Source organism: Paenibacillus rhizoryzae (genome assembly GCF_059686995.1).
The window spans coordinates 1-22,457 of record NZ_JCAALT010000021.1 but is presented as its reverse complement, the minus strand read 5'-3'; the positions used below and the strand labels follow the sequence as shown (position 1 = coordinate 22,457).

Below are 22,457 nucleotides of genomic sequence, written 5' to 3'. Positions count from 1 at the left end.
GATTGTCGTTGGAGGTGTCGGTGCAGGCGGTATATACGTCGGTGTTGGGTCAACATTCACAGTCGTTACTTCGATCGTAACTTCCGTACTGCTCGACAATTCGCCGTCCGTAGCCGTTAACGTGATGACGTAATTGCCCGCTACGGCACTGCTCCAGGCAAATGCGCCTGTGCTTGCGTCCATGGAACTGCCCGCCGGCAAATCTGCCGCACTGTACGTCAGTACATCTTCGTCCTCATCCGTTGCCGTCGCCGTGAAGCTTACCGCTTGGCCCGCGTTCACATGAATCGCTGCGATGTTCGCAATGACCGGTGCATGGTTCACCGGAGGTACGGCTTCATCGCCTACGTGAATGGCAACATCACGGGTAACGGTAGCCGTGCCGTCCGTTGCTTGCACAGTCACAACGTAATCGCCCGCTGCTGCGTTCGTCCATTGGAATTCGCCTGTCTCTGCATCAATCGTTGCACCTGCCGGTAAATTCGAAGCACGGAATGCAAGATCGTCCCCATCCTCATCCGTAGCCGGAACAGTAAAGCTTACGGTCTCTCCTGCCTGTACGGAGATCGGAGCAATCGTACCGATAACCGGTGCATGATTAGCCGAAGCAGCATCCAGATCATCCACGAAGAAATCATCCAGTACCACGACTACATCAATTGCCGACAACGCTGGAGCACCAGGTGCTCTGACAATTTCAAATGCAATGTAATAATCGCTGTAATCGCCCGTATTAAAAGTCAGCTCAGCATTGGCTGTACCGGTTGATTTAATAATAGGGAATGTCCAGTCTGGGATATTGCTCTTTCCAGTCCCCGTCGCTTCAGATAACAATACGCTTTGTTTCGGTCCGCCAGAGCGTGACTTCGCCGAAATTTGATACAAACCGGCTTTGTTCGCTTCGTATTTCAGTCCGACTTTATAGGTCGTATTCGCTTTAAGCTTCAGCGTAGATGGCAATGTAGCCGCAATCTCCTGCACTGAAGTTGTTCGGTTAATGAGATCTTGTTCGTTCGACTTCAAGGAGAACAAGCCGTCGATAACATACGTCATCGGCTGCTTCACATTCGGATCCGCTGCTTTCAGCTCATCGCTTGCTTTCTCCGCAAGATGAGTCTGGTTACCGCTGTTCGCCCGGAATGCAAATGGTCCAAGTCCTTCCGATACATTCTCGAAATCCTCATAGAAGTAGTGAGAACCAAAATCCGTTTTCCCCGGATTCTCCCACAGTCTCACATCATCGAACCATACATTGGAAGTAGCCGCAGTTGCTGCATCTGCTTTCAATGTAAGGGTCGCTTGGCCGGATTCATCTGCCGTGAAATCGACTTCTAACCGTTGGAAATACGTGCCTTTAAATTTACTAGGCTCCTCCAAGTTTTGAACCTTTGAAGCATCGATGGAATTCGATACTACCGGACCTCCGTAATCGGAAACTTGTAAGGACACGTTTCTATTAGAGGTGCTTGCAGTTTGATCGTCTCTGTTGCCGCCTGAACCGTTATTGATGTCCACCCATACGGAAGCTGTATAGGTTTTGCCAGGGGTTAGGCCGGTTACGGATTGTGATAGTGCCGCATCGTCCGTACCGCTAATTCTCACATAATTGTTCATGTTGTAATCGTGCTCAACGGTAACATGGCTTGCAGCCCCGTTAGTGGTCGAAGCCTTCTGCCAGGAAGTGAAGGTGCCGCTGTCGAAGCCCGGATCTTTGACCGGTCCGCCAACGCCCCACTCGGCAGCTTTCTGAATGGCGGAACCTTGCTCATCCGCTTTGGACTTATAAATGACATAAGGAACGCCAACCGTTGTATTGTCGATCGTGACTTTACCGTCCACGACAGGAAGCGTACGCTCCCAGACGCGGCCGGTATCCGTCAGCTTGTACATCTCAACCGAGGATAAGCCGTTCCAGCTGTTTGGCATCTCCCAAGTCGTTGAACCGCCTTTAGGATTCCAATAGTAGATCTTGGATTCATTTTGCGGGTCCCACGGCAGGAACAATTGAGATTTCTGACTCTGAACATCCAATTGTCCGATTCCTGTGTCGCCCGCCTCTTTGTCCAGCACGACATCATAAACCGCAATTTTCTTGCCGTCTTTTTTGAGGGACGCCGTACCGAGAATCAGATTCGCGTTGGATGGACTTGCATGATACTCATCCAATGTAGCCGTTACGCCATTGCCGAATACGACGCTTTGATCCATACCCGCGCTGTCATAGGTAAGGTTCATAATCGGGAAGTGCTGCATGTATTTCGTCAGTAGATTGTTGTTGTAGAACAAATCGATGCCGTTCTGCATATCTGTTCTGCCCTGCCACGAACCGACACCCGCTTGCAGCATCCCTCTCAGGAGCACGCTCGTTGCAGGACTTGGCGCTTGGAACGTATCTTGATATTGGTTCTTCATAAAACGAACGATCATACTGCCGTCTGTTTTACTAGGGTAATAAGGGTCCGTTCCCCAGTGCGTCCAGATGACGTTCTGTTCCATCGGTCCGGAGAACTCGGTTGCGAACCAGAAGCCCAGCTTGTTCTGGATGATGTTCGCGAACTGATCCGCATGCCAGCCAGCTCCGCTGTAAACATCATCATAGACCATGGCCAGATTAGGAACTTCTTGTTTAAGCTGCGCGTATCTTCTCTCCAGTTCCCCTGTCGAGAGATCCTGGGCACGGTCCGGCCCATAGGTTGGATCAACCCAATCATAGGCAGAACCAGGGCTTGTCCATTTGTCTTTATCCGCATAATAAGCATCCGGGTCTTGGCCATCAATGTTGGTATGAACGCCGACTTTAACGTTATATTTCAACCCTTCATCGACAAGCGTGTTGAAATCCTTGAGTCCGCCCGGGCGTATACCGAAGTGTCCCGCAACGTCCGGATGGCTGTCATCATGTCCTTCAGCCTGATAGCCTTTTTCAAGAATTAACTGGCCAAAACCGTCATAGAGGTTGTACAGTTTCTTCGCATTATCCAATGTTCTTAAGAATGGAGCCTGCGTTAAGCTGTTAAAGTTCATTGCGATATAGGAGACATAATTGTTGATCTCATTCGCTCCAGGGTGAAGGTTCTGAGACCATTTTTCTCTGTACTCAATAGCTGCATCTTTCCAATCCGCCGTACTATCGTTGTTTCTGTCAGGTGTGATGATGATTTCGGACGACAGATCATAGTTAGGAGGGAATTTCGCGTCGTCAATGACATCGCCTCTTACATTCCATTGCCCATTCCACATCGAGAGCAGCTTGTTCGAAGTGCTATTTTGAGCCGCGATATTCATACTCACTTTCCCAGGTTGGTTGATAACATTATTGATGATTGTCGCAGCGAGTTTACCATCGCTGACGAAACCATAGGTTCTGTTTTTACTGTCTACGTCTTGATCGGCAAGCCTCTCACCTAAAGCAGCATCATTCGTGTAATACTCTTCATAGAATTGATTCCATTCCCCGGTAATCCATACGGACGCGCCTTGCGCATTCGGATTGGCACTAGAGACGGTCACCAATTTCTGATCCGGGAATTCTAATGTGACTACTTTATAACCTTGCGGCTCCGCATTAATATGCGTATTCATCTGGACGGATCCGTCTGTAACCTTAAAGGAGACGTCCATATCCACATTGCCGATAACGGCTTCCGTATTATCATCGATTACAGGTACATTGAGCTTATACACTGCCGTATCGCCGGCTGTTTTCGTTGCGCTTACCACAGTCGCGAAGCTCTCGTTACCGTTAATTTTCACTTTATACAAGAAGTCGCTTTGACCTTGGAGCGTGTCTGTTACTTCATCGCCTATCCATGTGTAGCTGCGAACAGCCGGGAAGCGATTGTCGAGCTCGACGCTTAATTTGCTCGAAGCGATTGTGATGGGCGTCAGTGCACCCGGCGTTGGAGGCACCGGCGGCGCATATTTCTCTTGCGACAATTTGCTAACCGTAATTTTCTTCGCGTCAAACCAGCTTCTGAGACCCACTTTGCCTTCCACGACAGGGAAATCAGCTGATCCGCTTACAGCGAGTACATCGTTTACAAACACTTTGACGCTTTGCCCGATATACTTGATTTTTACCGTATATTCCGTGTCAGCAAGCAGGGTCGGGCCGTTGGTCGTGAGCACGCCATAATGTCCCGAGTCCGTTTGCCAGCCCCACTCTTTACTACCGTTATAGTAAATCATCGCGTATGGCTGGTTTGGCGACGTATATCGGAAATAGAAGCCAACCCGACCGGTGCCGGAGCTTGTTGTGAATTTCACGGTATAAGTGCCATCTTGCACTTCAAGAGAATCATAGTCATAAATTTCACCGAAAAAGTTATTGAACACGAGCTTATTATTCGCAATAGACGGTGCCGGCGTATAAGCAGATCCATCCCCATTGTTTTTCCAAGTTCCTGTTACGCCATCCGTATAATCTCTGATGTATGTAGTAGGTTTAAGCGGTGTATATACATCGGTCTGATCATAATCGACTTTCATTTCATCCAATAATGTAGTTAGCGCTAAGGCATTTGTCGAAACTCCCACACGCCCATAAGAGCTGAACAATCCGGGATGTGTACCGGCATAAAGCTCCGTTCCATCGACGCTAAGCGCATAGTGATCGCCATGATAATCGATTTGCACGTGATGAGGCGTCGTGCCAAGAGGCTGCGGCGTGCCTGTTAAATCAAAGCTTACATCCGTGCCGTCATTCATCCCGACCAGCTTCCAATTCCCTTCACTGTCGGTTCTTACCGCACTCCAGTTGCTTTCGTCTTGGTAGCGGAACAGCAGTCCGGCATTCGTATACGTGCTGCCAAGCTGAAGCTTCGCACTGTAAGTGCCGTCGCTAATCATCGGCGATTTGCTGTCTACGACTTGACTTGCCCCATTCGTTGTCACTACTTTAGCCAATCTGCCGGTAAAGCCCGGAAGAGGTGTCTTCAAAGAATAGGTGGAGTTCGTCGTCACCGTTCCGATATTGGCAACAGGCGCCGTTTCATTGTCAAAGTTACGATCATACACCACGGTATTGTTGGTATCCGTCACTTTCACGCTGTCGATATTGAGCGATTTCGCTCCGTAGTAGGAACGGAAACCGATTTTGCCCGCTGCAGTCGGCAGCTTATTGCCTGTCGTAGAAGAGTAGATCATTCTGCCATCCAAATAAATCTCGTACGTATCCCCATTAAACGTTTCTTTCAAGGTGTAGATTTTGCCGGGGACAAGCGTTTCCGCTTTATTCAGGGATGTGCCCCACACTTCTCCGGAACCATTGAATCCGTCCCAGATCCATCCGTTAGGGTCGCGGCAGACCAAGGAATAATGATTGGCATCCTTTACGCGTACAGCAGGACAGAATTGCTCCGCTGCCCCGCCGTCGATGCCGAACTTCATCTCAACGGTGCCATTGGCAATGTCAGGCATGTCGCTGAAATAGAAGACATTATTGCCGGTTTGCTGCGCTGCCAGAAACTTACCGTCCATGCCGGAGTAGGAAGCTGCGCCGCTGATCGCCGTATCGGTCTTCAAGGCTCCATTGTCAGCAAGATTCGCTTCCGTTCCGCTTTCGAAATCATTCGTATACGTAAGCAGCTGCGGCTCGGGAGCCGATTCCTCCATATATTTCAACGTGGAAGAAGAAACCTCAAAGTTATGCGTCCATTTGAAGGAGAGAACCCCTTCTTTACCCCCAGCAGTAGGAATAGTGGAAGATTTCGCCACGAATGCAGGCGTAGCTTTGCTGTCCAATACTTGCGTATCGTTAATGGAGACGACAAAATCTTTGCCCGAATAGTTGATATTCAATTTAAGGGGCACACCTACTGCGGGCGAACCTGTCGCGATCGGGTAGGCCGCCCCGAAGTAACCATACCAGTCCTCCGTTCCGTTGCTTTTCCAATTCATAAACCAGCCTACGCCGGGTTCATTCCCCAGGTAAACCCAGTTATTGGCGTCAATATAGCGAACTACGATACCGTAGCGGTTTGCAGCACCTGATTTCGTAGTCAGCGTCGCCGTGTAATCTCCGTCCGCAACCGCGGGCGAATTCGAATCGATGATGAAATTTTTGTACGAACCGTTATTGGTCGGCTCGTTGATCGTTAGCTTACCTGCGGCGGCCGTAATCGCAGCCGTTGCAGGTGCCTGGGATTGGATCCAGGTATCGGCATCATTCAAGTTGGAATTATAGGTTTGCTCGATTTGCGCGGCTTGAACAACCGAACTGCCCAGTACATTTGAAAAACTTTGCATGGGTATAATGCCGGATGAGAACACAAGTGTTGCCGTTGTAATCATACTTAACGTCTTCTTAAATAACCTCACATTCATTACCTCCGTTGTCAGTTACCTCGCTGCCCACTGAGAATCGCGTGAACAGCTGTCTACTCCTTGCTCTACATGCGTAACCCCTTGAATACAATCCTCCTCTTCCACAAGTTTCCTACGATACTATGTATCTTACCGATAATGAAAACGCATTCAAATGATGATATTTGATAAAGTAATGATTTATTTTTCGTTTATTCTCGCATATTATTGCTGAAAAATATCACTTAAGCGAAAGAATCGGACAGAAAGTGATGTACATCGGTACAATTTGCACCTTTACAATGTGAATAGGAACAAAAAAAACTCTAATTATTAGTTTTCCTTAGCAATATAAGGAAATAACTAATAATTAGAGCTTCGATAATCGCTTACATGACCGAAGATGCGCTGCGATGCGTCTTCGGACTGTGACCCGTTATTTTTTTGAAAATTCGGCTAAAATGCTCCGGATTCATATACCCGACCCGATCCGACACCTCGGATACTTTCATCCCGATTCCCATTAATCGTTTGGCTTCCTCGATTCTCAGCCTCGTCAAATATTGAATGAAGCTGCTGCCGACTTCCTTGGAAAACTGTTTACTTAGATAGCTCCCGCTGACGCCTACCATCTGACTGATTGAAGGGAGAGTAATATCCTCACAATAGTGCTTGTCTAAGAACGTTTTTGCTTTCGCGACAGGAAGGGAGTATTTCTCCAGCTGCTTACATTCATGCTCGTGAATTAAGCCATGGATCTTGCCCAGCATGTCTTCCATCCACTGCAAGCTGTCCCTCATCGTGTTAAATTGCTCGATAAAGTCCAGCGGATTACTAAATTCTTCTTGGAGCTGCTGCCAGCGCAGACCGCTCGGATACAGGATAGCGCCAATTTCCCACACCATCTCGGTAAACTCCGATTTGATGACTTCGGGTTTGATACTGTCGGCCTGCATGAGCAGCATACGAAATTGCGTATATTGCATCTTCCATTGCACGGTATCCGATTCCTTCAGGCTCTTCACCACTTCAGCCCTGGTCATCCGCAGTTGGTCCAGGAAGGATTGTGATCCGCCTGGCTTCTCAAGCGATTTTTTGGATACCGGTACCGCCTCAGGAAAAAAAACTTTATCAAACCCTCGATAATAGCTAAGCTCTGCAGCCTTGGATGACTGCTCCGCCAAATCAAGCCACTCGCATGAATTTCTGCCCCATCCGCTGACACCGATCGCGACAGAGGCATTTATAAACTGCTTTAGACGCACACTGATTGTCGTCAGCACACCGTGGATGTTCTCACGCGCGGTAGTCTCGCTGCGTTGATGGGGAAACGCCATCAGCAAGGTGTACTCCTTAGGCAGTCGATCCAGAATGACGGCTCGGATCGCTTGAGAATCGATGACCGTCCGGATCGTTTGTTTAATAAATCCCGCTGAGCTTTCATTGAGGCTGATCTGAGAGAGTTTAACGGAAGCCGCAATGAGATTCGATTCGCCAAGTACGGCCTTCAGCTCGGCAGAGGCCTCATTCCGAGCGGAGGCCTCTAATGGGTCATGGTTTAACAGAGAGATAAGCAAGGGTTCCAGATTCTTGTCAGGAAGCACCGGCCTATCCGCTTCAGCAACGGCTGCCTGCACCGGAGTCGCATCTTTATGCTTCATTACTTCATTCACGGCTTTAGACAGAATAGGCGTAAGATAAGCTTCATCCATGTTGGCTTTGAGCATGTAATCCTTGGCTCCGTTAATAAACGCTTCCCTTACGTAATCGTAATCGTTGAATGCACTTAGAACGATCGGATAGACCGGCTTCGCCAGCTCGAGCTGACCCAGCTGCTGAAGAAATTGCAAGCCGTTCATCTTGGGCATCTGAATATCCACACAGACGATATCAATATCTTGATGCTGCGTAATGAAATGGATCGCTTCTTGACCATCCGATGCTTCTCCGACAATATGAATATCCGAATGTTGAGAGGTGATCATATGTCGCAACACGAGTCTGACTAACGGTTCATCATCCACTATCATCAGATTGATCATCTTCAGCGTTTCCCCCTCATCTCTGATTAAGACTGTCTGTTAACCCTTCACCGCACCGTCCATAAGACCTTTAAAGATAAAACGTTGAAATGCGATGTATACCGCTGCGCTTGGGATCAGCACGAGTACAATGCCGGCGCAAAGCGCGGATAAATCGGAACCCCGCGCACCGACAAACTTCATCAGTGCCGTCGACATCGTGACCAGTTCCTTCGAAGGCATATACAGGAAAGGAATATAGACATCGTTCATGACGGTTACGCTCTTCAGAATCGCCAGCGTTGCAGTTGCGGGCAGCAATAACGGGAATATAATCGAGCGGAAAATCCTTACGTACGTTGCCCCATCCAGCATTGCGCTTTCATCAAGCTGGTTCGAAATCTTCTCCAGAAATTGCATGTAAATATAGATCTGCATAATGTCCGTTCCAATGTAGATCAGAATCGGAGCACTCAATGCATCGTACATCCCAATGGAATGAATGATCTGGAACCGAGCGATCTCGGTCGTATACGCTGGAATAATCATTGCGACCAGAAACAGGCCGTAAACAACCTTCTTTAATTTAAACTGGAACCGATTCAAGATATAAGCGGTCATCGTGCCTAATATGGCGTTACCGCAGAGCGTAATAAATGCAATGATCGTTGTATTCCACAGCCCTCTCAGCATATCGCCTTGTGTGTAAGCCAGCTTGAAATTACTGAAGTTCAAGAAGCTGCTGGGCAGGGCAAGCGGCGTGGTTTGAAACAGCTCCGTTCTCGTCTTGAAGGCGCCGAATACTACGAGGACAATCGGAACGAACACAATTACGAAGATGAGCGCAAACATTATATAATAGATTGCATTTCCCGGTAAGCTTCGTCTCCACTTGGACATATCAGTTCCCACTCCTGTCCTTGATGATCCAATTCTGTACCGAGGAGAACACGATAATCAGGATCAGCAATACTACGGCCATAGCCGAGGCTAAACCGAAATTATTAAATTTGAAGGCCGTGAATAAGGAGAATAAGCCAAAGGTGCTGCTGGCAACGCCGGGTCCCCCGCCTGTCATGACAAATGGAATATCGAATTGCAGCAATGCTCCCGTGACATTCATGAAGAGAATAATCTCTACGACTCGGCGAATACCCGGGAGCGTAATATAACGCTGCTTCTGCCAGAAGTTCGCCCCATCGATCGCTGCTGCTTCATATAAATCCTGCGGAATCGATTGAAGACCTGCCAGGAACAAAATCACGTGCACCCCGCAGAAACGCCACAACGATACGGCAACAAGGGAGTAATTTACCAGCTTCAAATCGCTCAACCAGCCATGAATCCAGCTCTCCAGCCCAACGGAAGTCAACAAGCTGTTAAGCGGTCCATTAATCGGATAGTAAATATAACTAAACATATAAGCTACCGCTACGCCATTGACGACATATGGCATAAGTATAGTGAAGCGGAATAACGAGCTTCCGCGAATGGCCCGATTTAATAGAACGGCTACCATTAATTCCAAGGGAATAAACAATGTGTGCACAATAAAATAAATGCCATTGTTACTAATCGATTTCCATGCATCCGGCATCGAGAAAAGCACCTGCTTGTAATTCTCAAAGCCAATGTAGCTCTTAGAGGAGCTATATCCATCCCAGTTCGTAATACTATAGTGAAACAATTGTAAGGTCGGATACACTAAAAACAATAACAGCAATGAAACAGGGATGAATAAAAAGCCGAAGATAACCCATTTTTGCTGCGCCTGGTAATTCATTTTCATCCCTCCTGCAAGGTAACCAAATCTCTCTATCCTTCTCTTCCTACCGCTTTGCTGAATAACAGAGGGTACATGGTTTGACCCAAAGCACCCTCCTTGACAGCTATTCCGTTATTACTTAATCGATTCTACGGCTTTCTTCCAGTTGCCATTCAACGTTTTCTCCACATCTTCAACGGATTTACCCGCGAAGATGTCTGCTGCCGTTTTCTTCTCATCATATTGAGCAGCTGCTTTTACTTTCGCGTATCTCTCGTTAGTAGCATCGTAGATAAACGGAACGAATGGAGCTACCTCGTTCGATTTATTAAAGAATGGAAGATCGGAAGTTACGCCTTCAACAGTAGATGTGTTTTTCAACGTGTTGATATACGGTTGGTAAACTTCAGGGCTAAACATCCATTCCATGAATGCTTTCGCTTCTTCCACATTCGCGGAATTTTTGTTAATGGAAACGTATTGATCAGCAAGCGTCATGTTCGGAAGCGGATCGCTCGCGGAAGTTCTCCAAGGCATTGGGAATGCGGCAAGGTCATCGTCGTTGCCAACCTTCGCCAGGTGATCTGCATAATACCATTGTCCTAGTGCTACGATTGCCGCTTGTTTAGCTTGGAACAATTGAGTCGCTTGATCATAACCAATACCCAGCGCATCCGGTCCCGCCAATTTGTCCGTAGCGATCTTCTTAATCATGTTGGCAACTGTCTCGAACGTAGAACCCTTACCGAACGGCTCTGCATTAGTAGCCAAATTCGCTTGGTACTGTTCGTCCTTGGAAAGAATATGAGGACCAAACTCAGAGAACGGATAGAATGTCCAGTCGTCTTTACCGCCCAGTGCAAGTGGAATATATTTGTTGCTGGCTTTGATCTTCTCAAGCACATCAATGAATTCATCCATCGTTTGCGGAATTTGCAGATTCAGCTCTTCGAAGATACTAGGGTGATAGTAAACATACTCCGAGAAGGATACCAGCGGCAGGCCCAGTGTTTTGCCGTCGATCACGCCTGGGAATTTATTCGTTTTCGCAGCCGGCAGCTCATCAAGCGGAAGCAAGGAATCTTTATAAATTTGGAAGTGAGCCGGTTTCAAGTACATCAGATCCGGCAGGTCGTTTGCTGCAAGGCGTACTTTCAAATATTGACCGCTGTTATCCGGAATCGTTTCAACTTCGATGGAAACGTTTGGTTTCAGCTTCGTGTATTCTTTCACTTTCTCTGTCCAGAACTCGATATCTGTTTTGGCTTCCCACATGCCGAGTTTCAGCTTAACAGGCTTAGCCGTGTCAGCTTCCGTCGTATTCGCAGCTGTGTCTGCTTCTGTGTTTGTCTCAGCGGCAGCCGTGGTATTGTTACTTGTGTTCGTGTTGTTCTCTTTGCTGCTTCCGCAGCCTGTCAACATCGCTACTGCAAACATACATACCACCAGCAATACATTAAAAAGCTTCTTGTTACGCATTGATTCAACCCTCCGTTTATAGTGACCATCTGCGGTTGCTGTTCTTCAACCTTCTTCATAATAACGCCGATGTAACCGCATCCAAATGATTGTTATTGAGGTAAACATGATCTTTTTTGAACCATCCTACGCCGACATGACTTCCTCATCATCAGAACTGCTTATGAGGGGCAAAAGCAGCTTAACGCGTGTGCCTCCCCGTTCGCTCGCCTCAATCTGAAGGCCGTACGTTTTCCCGTAATGAAGCTGAATGCGCTGATGAACGTTCAATATGCCCATTCCGCTGTAGCTGCGATCTTTGACAGGCTCTTCCGCTTGCTTCCGATAACTCTCCAAAGCTTGATCCGTCACACCAACTCCGTTGTCCTCGATGCAAACCAGAATAGCATTATTCTTCAAGCATGCCGAGATATAGATGATGCCGCCGTGATCCCGCCCGTTTAATCCATGGATCAGACTATTCTCAATGATCGGCTGTAAGAGCAGCTTTAGCACAAACAAGGTCCGCACGGATTCTTCGATCTCCCACACCGTTTCAAACTTATTCCCATAACGAATTTCCATAATGGATAAATAATGCTTCAAGTTCTCTACTTCATCCGAGAGCCTCGCAAGGCGCCCGCCGCGGTTAAACGACGACGATAACAACCGCATCAGCGAGTTCGTCATGTTCTGAATATTGTCCGCTTTACTAATTAGCGCCATCAGCTTAATCGCATTGAGCGTATTGATTAAGAAATGCGGATTAATTTGCGATTGCAGCACCGAGAATTCAGCCATCCGTTTTGCTCGTTCTTGTGCTTCATGCTGCTTCATCAGCTGTTGAATCTTCACAATCATATGATTGAACGTATTGCCAAGGGTCAGCAGCTCCAGACTTCCGGAGGCATGTACATGTGTAGACAAATCACCATCCATGACACGCGACATTTGACGCATGAGTCGGTGGATCGGCTTCGTGACATTACGCACAAAATAAATGGCTACGGCTCCCAGCGACACAATGACCAGCATCGCGGCAAGCAGAATGATTTTGTTCACGTTCTCATAATTCACGATTAACTCGCTGTAAGGCGTTATATTCACGATTTTCCAATCGGCTTCACCGACATTGGCATACGTAACCAGCATCTTCTTCCCATCGATCGTCTTCAGAAAATGCCCCCATTTCCCGGTAAGCTTCTGAAGAATCGGCCCGATTGATTCCCCTTGCCGTGCAAGCTGTTGATTCGAGGTCACAACGGAGCCGTCACCGTCTACCAGAAATACTTTCGATGATCGATTCGTATCCTGCAGCAGAATGTTTTCGAATTCGCCTCCGCTAAATGCAAAGTAGATCACTTCCACATCTGACAAAATATTAAAGACGCTCGGTGAGAAGGAAGCCGTCATGATGCTGGTAAGCAGCTTCTCGCTATGAACCACTAGGGGCTGCTCTCCAAGAAAATGAATTTTGTCGGGCTTATTGAGCGCCAACTGATACCAATCCGTCTTGCGAGTCGTCACTTCATTCCCTTCCATATTGCTTAGATAGGTATAGCTGCCTTTTTCCTTGAAGAAAAATTTAACGGAGAGAACATCCGACATGACGGATGACGTATGCTTATTGAGAATTTTATGCAGCTTGCTGATATTCGTTTGTCTATCCACCGAGGTGGTCGTTTGAATATCCGAAGCGGTCGTCAGCACATCCGGATCCATGCTGATCGCCGCGAAGATGCTGATCATTTTGTTAATTTCCTGTTTCGTCGCATATGCAACGGTTTGCGAAGACTGAAGCGTTCGCTCGGTAGCCTGATTAATGACATCGGTTTTGTACATACGCAGCACAAAGATACTGCTGAGCGTAATTGGAATGATGACGATGAAGACGACAAATATGCTAAGAATCGTAGATAACTTCATGCCGTTGGTTCGGGCGAGCAGTGCTGATTTCATGTGTGACCCCTCTCTCTGTAACCGTATCCGCCACGCAATGATCACCCGGAATGAACCTAGCCTGCTATAGAAGCGTAACAAAGTGCTCCCTATGCAGGGAGCACTTTATTACTGCCCATTTCCAGCTCTGCTTGCCCGATATGAATCTTCATTTGCGTTACCTCTTAATTGAATGAATGAACTGACAGGCAAATCGTAACATGCCGTTTACGGCTCGAACCATTTCGAATGGTATGTGTTTTTTATACAAATGTAGTCGCAATTACGCTCCCATCGACAGCATATTTCCCATACATTTATGCAAAAAGGCAAGACGATCTGAAATAGCAGGCCCTTTCATTCGTTGCTATGATAGAACTTGATTAATAGAAAGGGGCACTGCGCTTATGAGTCTTCGATTGTTTAAGTCGTTATGGGGGATGGAGCACCTCACCTACCGGGAAAGCATCCGACAAATTGCCGCTGCCGGCTATGACGGCGTTGAAGCACCTGTCCCATCACCGGAGCAAGCAGGTGAATTTATAGAACTGCTCCAAGAGTATAAGCTGGCTTACATTGCATTGATTGCTTCCACAGGCCAATCCTTACAGCAGCATAAGGAAACATTTGCGAACGGGGTTAACCGGGCAGCCGCGCTAAACCCGCTTCTTGTTATATCGCACAGCGCAAGGGACTGTATGTCGGATGAAGAGCAGGCCGATTTCTTCCGTGCCGCGATTCACGAAGAGAAGGCTGCCGGCGTTTCCGTCGGACACGAGACCCATCGACACCGTGCCATGTACACCCCGTGGAACACCGCGAGATTGCTGGAATTATTCCCGGAGCTTCGGATTACGGCCGATTTCAGCCATTGGTGCTGCGTCTGCGAATCGCTGCTGCCCGATCAAGGGAAAGCGATCCGGCTGGCCAGCGAACGAACCATCCATATCCATGCCCGCGTAGGGTATGCGCAAGGTCCGCAAGTTCCCCATCCCGCAGCGCCTGAGTATGCACTGGAGCTCAAGACGCATGAGGACTGGTGGAAGCATATCTTCGAAATCCGTAAAGCCGGCGGATATGAGATCACGCCGGTAACGCCTGAATACGGTCCGCCGGGATACATGCATACGCTTCCTTTCACGAATCAGCCGGTAACCGACTTATGGGACACCTGCTTGTGGATGGGAAATCGATTAAGGACCGTAATAGCTAACTAACAGGGGGTATTGCACAGTGAGCCGATTTGCTATTGATGGACGCCAATTTGTAGTGGATAACAATAATTTTCAAATGATCTCCGGCGCTATTCACTATTTCCGCGTCGTTCCCGAGTATTGGAAGGACCGCTTGCTGAAGCTTAGAGCATGCGGCTTCAACACCGTTGAAACTTATATCGCTTGGAATATACACGAGCCCAAACAAGGGCAATTCTGCTTCGCCGGTATAGCGGATGTCGTTCGATTCATTGAGATCGCAGCCGAAATCGGCCTCTATGTCATCGTTCGCCCCAGCCCTTATATTTGCGCAGAGTGGGAATTCGGCGGCCTGCCATCGTGGCTGCTCGCAGAAGACGGCATGAAGCTTCGCTGCCGCTATCAGCCTTACTTGGACCGGGTCGATGCCTACTACGATGTGCTAATGCCTCTCTTAGTTCCGCTGCTGCATACCAATGGCGGCCCGATTCTTGCCATGCAGGTTGAGAATGAATACGGCAGCTATGGCAACGATAAAACTTATTTAGCCTACTTGCGCGAAGGTATGATTCGCCGCGGCATTGATGTTCTGCTCTTTACCTCCGATGGACCTGAGGATCATATGCTTCAAGGCGGTACGCTGCCGGGTACGCTCGCGACGGCAAACTTTGGTTCTAGGCCGGAAGAAGCCTTCGATAAATTAAGCGAATACGAGCCGGACAACCCGCTTGTATGCATGGAATACTGGAATGGCTGGTTTGATCACTGGGGCGAAGAGCATCATGTCCGCGGCTATGATGATGTCGCCGACGTGCTCGACCGCATTCTGAAATCAGGCGCTTCCATAAACTTCTATATGTTCCAGGGCGGTACGAATTTCGGCTTCTACAACGGAGCGAACTTCTTCGCCTCCTACGAGCCTACGGTGACCAGCTATGACTACAACGCGATGCTTAGCGAATCCGGTGCCATCACCGATAAGTACCTGGCCATTCGGGATGTCATCTCGAAGTACGTCGACATACCGGCAGAGCTTCTTCCGGAGCCGATCCCTACGAAACGGTATGGCGCCGTGCAGCTTACGGAACAAGCGCGCTTGTTCGATGTGCTTGAAGTCTTATCGAATCCGGTGAAGAGCGTGTATCCGGAAACGATGGAGAAGCTCGGACAAGATTATGGGTTTGTTCTCTACACGACTCGGGTCAGCGGACCAAGGCCGCTCAGCAAAGTGGTCGTTCAAGAAGTACGCGACCGTGCTCTTGTCTTCCTGGACCATGAATACAAAGGCGTTATTGAACGTAATAAGCACGACTTAACGATTGAAATCGCTGAAGGTGATATTGCCTTAGAAATCCCGCAGGAAGGCGCGTCATTGAGCCTGCTTGTGGAGAATATGGGACGGATCAATTACGGCTGGAAAATGAACGATCCGAAAGGCATTACCGAAGGCGTTCGCCTCGAGCGGCAATTTCTGTATGATTGGACGATCCATCCGTTGCCGCTCGATGATCTGTCGGCTCTGACTTATTCTCCGCTGGAGCAGGAAGCCCCGCAGAATGGACCGACCTTCTATAAAGGCAGCTTTCATGTGGATGAGCTTGCCGATACCTTCTTGAACATGAAGGGCTGGACCAAAGGCGTCGTGTTCATCAATGGCTTTAATTTGGGACGCTACTGGGACATTGGACCGCAAATTACGCTCTATGTTCCCGCGCCTCTTCTGAGGGCAGGCGATAATGAAATGGTCATCTTCGAGCTTCACGGGATGGTTGAACCTACGGTAACTCTGCAGGAATCCCCTGAGCTTGGCTAAAGGTTAAAGATCAAAGGCCCGGGGGCGCTTCCTTTCCCGGATTTTTGATCTTTTTCTATTTCGCTCTGGCATGCTGCCGAAACCGCACCGGAGGCATGCCGACAATCGCCCGGAAAGCCCGGCTGAAATGGGCCGAAGAGGAGAACCTCAAATGCTGTCCAATCTCTTCCATGCTCCAATTCATCGTCATCAGCAGATTCTTCGCTTCCCGAATACGAGCGTTTATTATATAGACGCTCGGTGAAATGCCGTACACGTTCTTGAAGCAGGTATGCAGATGCGTACGGTGCACATTCAGCTGTTTGGCCACATGGTGCACACGTATATCCTCAAGGAGATTCTCCTCGATATAGCAAGCTGCCTCGCGGGCAAGCCTGATTTGCGACGGGGTGACCTCGGTATCCGAGAATTCGCCATCGCTTTCCTGCAGAAGCCGATTCGCGAGCATGCCCACAATCTCGAGCAAGCTGGCATGAATGCTCAGCGTCCGAATCGATTTCTCCATCTGAAGCCTAAATGCCTCCGGCCGCTGTACAGCAGCCTTCTCCCGCGCGTTCTCTTGCCCCATGCGATGAAGATCCACGCCAAACACCTCCAGAAACAGCCGGATCCGGCTCATTAAGGATTCATTCTCCGCATGGCGAAAGAACTGGTAGGTGGACGATTGAAAGATATAATGAACGTCAGGCAGCTCCACATCAAAGTGGAAGTCAAAAAACATGCAATCGGTCACAGCCTCTGTTCGATGATACATGTCCGAACCGATGAGAATGGCATCCCCGGGATACAGGTGATACTGCTGCCCATTCACCCACTGCCGGATTTCGCCCTTCACGCAGCATAAAAATTCAAAGAACGGATGGCGATGGTTCGGATAGGACCACCCGGCCCGATTCCGTGAGTATTCCATACCGGGTATTCGAATCGCGCTGTACATATTCGGCAGCACAAACAAGTTGTCCATGTAAGCTTCCTCCATCCTCGATTGATAGAATAATAGCGCCAGGTAACCCCAGCGCTAATTACTCTCCTGTTGCTATTCTTTTATGGCCGCTGCAACTTCCTTGGAAATTTCATCGCCGCCTTGGGCGTTGAAGTTATCTACGAATTCGTCAAATGAATCCAAATCCGCGCTGCCCATGATAATCCTCGTGAACGCCTCATTTTCCAGCTTCAGCAGGCTGTCCCACTTGGTTTCCATCGTCTTCGTTTGTCCATAGTACAAGCTGAATACTTTGTTCATCGGCTTCAACAATTGCTGGCCGGCGACGACGTATGAGAAAGCAGGTCCCCATTTCCCGAAGTCTGCCGCAGGGTTATCTCTCGTCGCGAGCCAATCCTCATACAGCGGCTTCTGATTGCTGTTCAAGGAGGAAACATCGGCTGTTCCATTCAACACATCGCTCAGAGCCTTCGAATTCCGTTCGACATTATCCGCATAAGTCGTTACACTGCGCATCGGCCAGTTCTGGAAGCCGACGCCCGGATCCAGTTTCAGCGCATCCGGATCCGCATAGGTTTCTGCCGCGACCTGCACGTTAATATATTTCATCAACGCTTCCGGGTGGCTAAAGCCTTTCCTCACGACGTAGAAGGCGCTTGTCGGCGATTGCACATGCGTATTGAATTGACCCGCGGAATCCAGAGGCACCATATAGGGCTTCCATACCGCTGCCCTATCATTCCTCATCGATTCCTGGAGCGGATCGTAACCCATCCACCATGGCGCGAAGAAGATCCCGGAAGTGCCGTCCTTCACCAGCTCCAAATTATCACTGCGAAGCGCAAATTCTTGATCGATCAAGCCGGCTGCGTACATTTCGCGAAGCTTGCCAAGCGCTTCCTTCGTCTCCGGCGTAGTACCGCCAAACACAACGTTGCCTGCGCCGTCCTTCACCCAGTTTAGCGGGTAAGAATGATAAGCCGCGAAGATGGGATCGAACTCGCCTATTGCATTATCCATTTCGAATAGCGCCTTGCTTCCGGTAAGCCCCACTGTTCCTTTGCCGCTTGCGTCCTTATCGATGAAGGCTTTGGCGACAGCGGCAATTTCATCGACTGTTTTCGGAGGCTGCAAGCCCAGCTTGTCCAGCCAATCCTGACGAATCCACATCATATAGATCGAATCCGCCAACGTTTGCGAATTTGGAATCGCCATGAGCTTGCCGTCAAAAGTAGCCTGCTTTAACCCGATTTCATCCGCGGATTTATACATGTCCTTGATTTGCGGAGAAGCATAATGCCGATAAATATCCGTCATGTCCTCAATCAGTCCCGCTTGTACCAGCTGCACCAAATCCGGATATTGCACGATCATCGCATCCGGAATATCATTACTCGCAATTGCGAGCTTCAGCTTCTGGAGATTCGCGTCACTTTGCGCTTGCCACACATGATTAAACTTGATATTCAATTTGTCCAAGGTATAACGGGTGTATTGATTGTTCTCTACCGTGTCCCCGGCCGGCAGCGTCTTCTCCGAAGCTGTATCGATCCCTTTGCCGATGTTGATCGTAACCGTCTCAGCATATTTACCGAATGGATCCGCCGGCGCAGCCGCTTTATTGGTTTCATTCGCGGTGTTACCGGATGCAATCGGGTTGTCATTATTCGATGAACATCCTGCCGTCGCTGCCAAACATACTGTCAACACGACAGCCGATTTAAGAAATCGCGCTTTCATCTTGATCCCCCTGTACTCGTTTGGCTTTTTACAACCCATCTTAAAGCAAAAAGGACCTTTTGCGAGAGCAAAAACGGTCCTTTCCTGGTAGCAGTTCGATTCGAACTTTTGCGCTCTATCCTCAGGATTGCAATGCCTTTTTGTCGAAATCGGACGATTTTATACCTTTTGCGCGATATTCGCTCGGAAGAAGGTGAAAAAGAGTCCGAAATACCTTACTGAAGTACTTCTCATTCGGATAACCGGATTTTTGGGATACCGCATAGATCGGCAGTGTCGTCTCCTCAAGCAGCTTCAGGGCGTAACTCATTCGCACATCCCGCAAGTACGATTGGAAGGAAGTCATCGTAATGTCCTTGAAGCATTCGCTAAAATAACTGCGGCTTACGCCAACCTCTCGTGCCACCTCATCCAAGTGAAGATCCTCGCCTAAATGCTCCCGAATATAATGCGCGGCTTTCAGTATAGCCTCAAGTATCTCAATCGAATATTGCCCAAGTCGCTGTTCGCCTTGGAACCACTCGCGCAAGGAGGCCATCTCCAGCAGCAGCTGGTCAAGAGTAGAAATGGAAGCTGACCCATTTGCCGCGTTCGTCTGAATCGGTTTCAGCTTCTCCTGCAGTTTAGCTCTGGCCTCCAGTAAAGGTTCGAGTTTTACCCTGCTTGGCTTCAGCGCTTCCAAGAGTTTTCGATACGCGGCATCCTCCTTCAACCACTCGATATGAAGCAAGACGTTTGTCAGCTTGTCCTGTTCCTCTTGCTTCATAGGGGGTTCCACCGCTGACTGTTCCGAACCGGCAGCCGAAGTCGAAGGGTTGATTCTTTGCTTTAGCTCGAACTCAATCCGATTCGCAATGCGCTCCAATACCTCCTCCAGCTTCACCTTCTCCAATTGGATCTTGGCAATATAATCGATAGCGCCAAGGCGGAGCGCTTCCTGCACCAGCTCGAAATCCTGATGGTAGGACAAGACGACAATGAACATATTGGGATGGAGCTCACGAACTCTGCGCATGAGATCAATACCAGAGAGAACCGGCATCGCCAAATCGGTGATAAGCAGATCGACTTCATGGACCTGAAGAAACTCCAGCGCCTTCTCGCCATTGCTCGCCTCACCGATAACCTTTAATCCGAACTGACTCCATGGTAACAAGGTTATTAATCCAGTTCGCGCCAATCGATCGTCGTCTACAACAAGTACGCGCATCACAGTGTGTCACCATCCTTCATCGCATACGTTCTGGGAATTCGAAGAGAAATGCAGGTTCCCTCTCCGATCGTGCTTGTAATGCTGAAATCGGCATGCCCATCGTACTGAGAGTCGAAGACCCGCTTCACATAATAAACGCCAATTCCCAGTCCGATTCGGTTCTGTTCATCGGATTGCTTCTCCAGCAGCCGCGCAATGGTCTCCGGCGTCATGCCACGGCCGTTGTCGCGAATTTGGATGATCATGTAATCCGCGCCATCCGGCTCCACCGTCACGTCAATTAAACCATTCATATCGTCAAAATGACCGTGGTATAAAGAGTTCTCTACGAGCGGCTGCAATATAAAGCGCGGTACAAGGCAGCAGTGCAGCTCTTCGGTGGCATGAATAGTCACGCTAAAGTCAAAGTCATATCGAATCTTCTGCAGCGCCAAGTAATCGCGAAGCGCCTCCAATTCCTCGGCAATGGTGGAATGAGGCCCTTTCTTGCCAAGGTTGTAATACAGCAATTTATTCAGCGAAGTAGCGACCGTGTCAATATCCTCTTGCCCTTTCAAACGAGCCAGCCACTGAATCGTATCGAGCGTATTGTGAATGAAATGCGGGTTAATTTGATAAAGCAGCTTCTCCACCTCGAAATCGGCTCGGCGCTTTTCTTTCTCCGCATTTTCCTCCAGCAATTCCTTAACCCTATGGCGCATCGCATCGAAGTGCTTCATCATGCTGTCAAACTCTACAATCGCAAACTCCGATAGCGGCGTGTCGAAATCACTGTGCTCGATAAGCCTCATATCCTGGTTTACTTTCTTGAGCGGTACATAAACCATTCGCCAGATCAGCCAAGCGAACAAGGACCCTAGCAGGAGAGATAAAAATAAAATAACGACGAGCTGCTCAAACCAGTTCTTAACTTCTTTATGGTAGGTGGCTTTGGAAATCAGATCAATCGCCTTCCAGCCTTGATTGCTTTGGGTTTCGAACACATAGTAGCCGTTCGATTCCTTTTTTGAGCCGGTAGGATCATACTTCAGAACGGTTCCAATCGGGAAATCCGCCGGATTTTCACTGTATGTAATCCTATTTTGCTGGTCGACGATAAGATGGAAGTCATTCATGTTCTGTTTGCGGCCGGTTTGATAAATTTTGTTCCAAATATTATACCCTGTTTCCAAATAAACATAGACATCCTCGCGATCAGGCAGGACAATCTTGCGAGCCACGGACAGCACTTGCACATCACTAAACTCCCGATTGGTACGATGCGGCCCATAATAGGTAATGCCGTTTAACTCAACTAATCGCGGAAGCTTCTCCAGCGCGAACTGCTTATTGACGGAGAAGTTCTGATACAGGATGTTCTGATTGTCTTTAAAATAATAGAAAAACAAGCCCAGCGTGGGATTCGTGCTCGAGATAATATTGAGATCCTGCAGAATATCGTTGTTTATTTGCGTCTTCGTATAGAGATCCTTCTCACTGAGGAATAAACTTAGCTTCTTTCCGATCCGTCCATCGAAGGCAAGGATTTGCGAAACATTATTCAAGCTGACAAGCGTGTTCTCAAGCGACAGCTGGTAGAGGTTAAGGTTGCTCTGTATGCCGGTGCGGATTCGCTGGTCCAGCAGCGGATACACGCTTTTATAGGAAATGAAGATGACGAGCAGAAGCGGAATAAGCGCATTGAGGCCGAGTATGACGAATAATCGGTTTCGTAATGTTTTGGGCCAAAGCCTAGCCAGCCAAGAAGGTATTCGATTCACGTGTCGTCTCCCCCATGTCATATTTCCGCATTAACTATAACATGAGTTCGAAAAAAAAGACCACTCCGGGTGATGTGACCCCCATTTGTTAGACGCTATATATTAGGCTGCTTCAAGGGCATGAGTCCGGTACTGAATGGGGCTCATGCCTTTTAGTTTTGCCTTAATTCTGCTGTGATTGTAATACGAAATGTAATGATCTAGTTCAGCTTTAAACTCCTCAACACTCTCAAATTCCTGGATATAGAAGAATTCTGACTTTAAAATACCAAAGAAGCTTTCCATGACCGCATTGTCGTAGCAGTTTCCT

The 22,457-nt window shown here is 48.5% G+C and carries 13 protein-coding genes; 2 read left to right on the top strand and 11 right to left on the bottom strand.

What is annotated here, in order from left to right; translation table 11 throughout:
- The 6 genes from AC6ESO_RS30075 to AC6ESO_RS30050 all read right to left on the bottom strand — a co-directional run.
- Positions 1–6,318 (bottom strand): endo-alpha-N-acetylgalactosaminidase family protein (locus tag AC6ESO_RS30075; RefSeq protein WP_497094550.1); only part of this gene is annotated, 6,318 nt, incomplete at its 3' end.
- 374 nt (positions 6,319–6,692) lie between these two features.
- On the bottom strand, positions 6,693–8,345 hold the full coding sequence (locus tag AC6ESO_RS30070; RefSeq protein WP_497094549.1) for a response regulator transcription factor: 1,653 nt from the start codon (positions 8,343–8,345) through the stop codon (positions 6,693–6,695).
- Positions 8,346–8,384: 39 nt separating this feature from the next.
- Positions 8,385–9,224 carry a carbohydrate ABC transporter permease gene (locus tag AC6ESO_RS30065; protein ID WP_497094548.1) on the bottom strand — a complete coding sequence of 280 codons (840 nt, stop codon included), beginning with the start codon at positions 9,222–9,224 and terminating at the stop codon, positions 8,385–8,387.
- Between the two features lies 1 nt (position 9,225).
- Positions 9,226–10,107: a carbohydrate ABC transporter permease gene (locus AC6ESO_RS30060; RefSeq protein ID WP_497094547.1), complete on the bottom strand. Its 882-nt coding sequence runs from the start codon at positions 10,105–10,107 to the stop codon at positions 9,226–9,228.
- 117 nt (positions 10,108–10,224) lie between these two features.
- Positions 10,225–11,568 (bottom strand): ABC transporter substrate-binding protein, encoded by a 1,344-nt coding sequence (locus AC6ESO_RS30055; protein ID WP_497094546.1) that lies wholly within the window; start codon positions 11,566–11,568, stop codon positions 10,225–10,227.
- Positions 11,569–11,694: 126 nt separating this feature from the next.
- Positions 11,695–13,506 carry a cache domain-containing sensor histidine kinase gene (locus AC6ESO_RS30050; protein ID WP_497094545.1) on the bottom strand — a complete coding sequence of 604 codons (1,812 nt, stop codon included), beginning with the start codon at positions 13,504–13,506 and terminating at the stop codon, positions 11,695–11,697.
- A 386-nt stretch (positions 13,507–13,892) separates the two neighbouring features.
- On the opposite strand from AC6ESO_RS30050, the gene AC6ESO_RS30045 reads away from it, so the two are divergent.
- Both AC6ESO_RS30045 and AC6ESO_RS30040 read left to right on the top strand, forming a co-directional pair.
- Positions 13,893–14,702, top strand: a complete 810-nt coding sequence (locus tag AC6ESO_RS30045; protein WP_497094544.1) for a sugar phosphate isomerase/epimerase family protein — start codon at positions 13,893–13,895, stop codon at positions 14,700–14,702.
- A gap of 16 nt (positions 14,703–14,718) precedes the next feature.
- Positions 14,719–16,491 (top strand): glycoside hydrolase family 35 protein, encoded by a 1,773-nt coding sequence (locus AC6ESO_RS30040; protein ID WP_497094543.1) that lies wholly within the window; start codon positions 14,719–14,721, stop codon positions 16,489–16,491.
- Positions 16,492–16,546: 55 nt separating this feature from the next.
- On the opposite strand, the gene AC6ESO_RS30035 is transcribed toward AC6ESO_RS30040, so the two are convergent.
- From AC6ESO_RS30035 to AC6ESO_RS30015, 5 genes are all read right to left on the bottom strand, one after another.
- Positions 16,547–17,455, bottom strand: a complete 909-nt coding sequence (locus tag AC6ESO_RS30035) for an AraC family transcriptional regulator (protein ID WP_497094542.1) — start codon at positions 17,453–17,455, stop codon at positions 16,547–16,549.
- Positions 17,456–17,527: 72 nt separating this feature from the next.
- A complete protein-coding gene (locus AC6ESO_RS30030) occupies positions 17,528–19,174 on the bottom strand; it encodes a type 2 periplasmic-binding domain-containing protein (RefSeq protein WP_497094541.1) in 1,647 nt (548 codons plus the stop codon).
- 121 nt (positions 19,175–19,295) lie between these two features.
- A complete protein-coding gene (locus AC6ESO_RS30025) occupies positions 19,296–20,384 on the bottom strand; it encodes a response regulator (protein WP_497094551.1) in 1,089 nt (362 codons plus the stop codon).
- Positions 20,384–22,147 (bottom strand): sensor histidine kinase, encoded by a 1,764-nt coding sequence (locus tag AC6ESO_RS30020; protein ID WP_497094540.1) that lies wholly within the window; start codon positions 22,145–22,147, stop codon positions 20,384–20,386. Before AC6ESO_RS30020 ends, AC6ESO_RS30025 begins: the two co-directional genes overlap by 1 nt.
- 102 nt (positions 22,148–22,249) lie before the next feature.
- Positions 22,250–22,457: transposase (locus AC6ESO_RS30015; RefSeq protein WP_497094539.1), on the bottom strand; the 208-nt coding region annotated here is incomplete at its 5' end.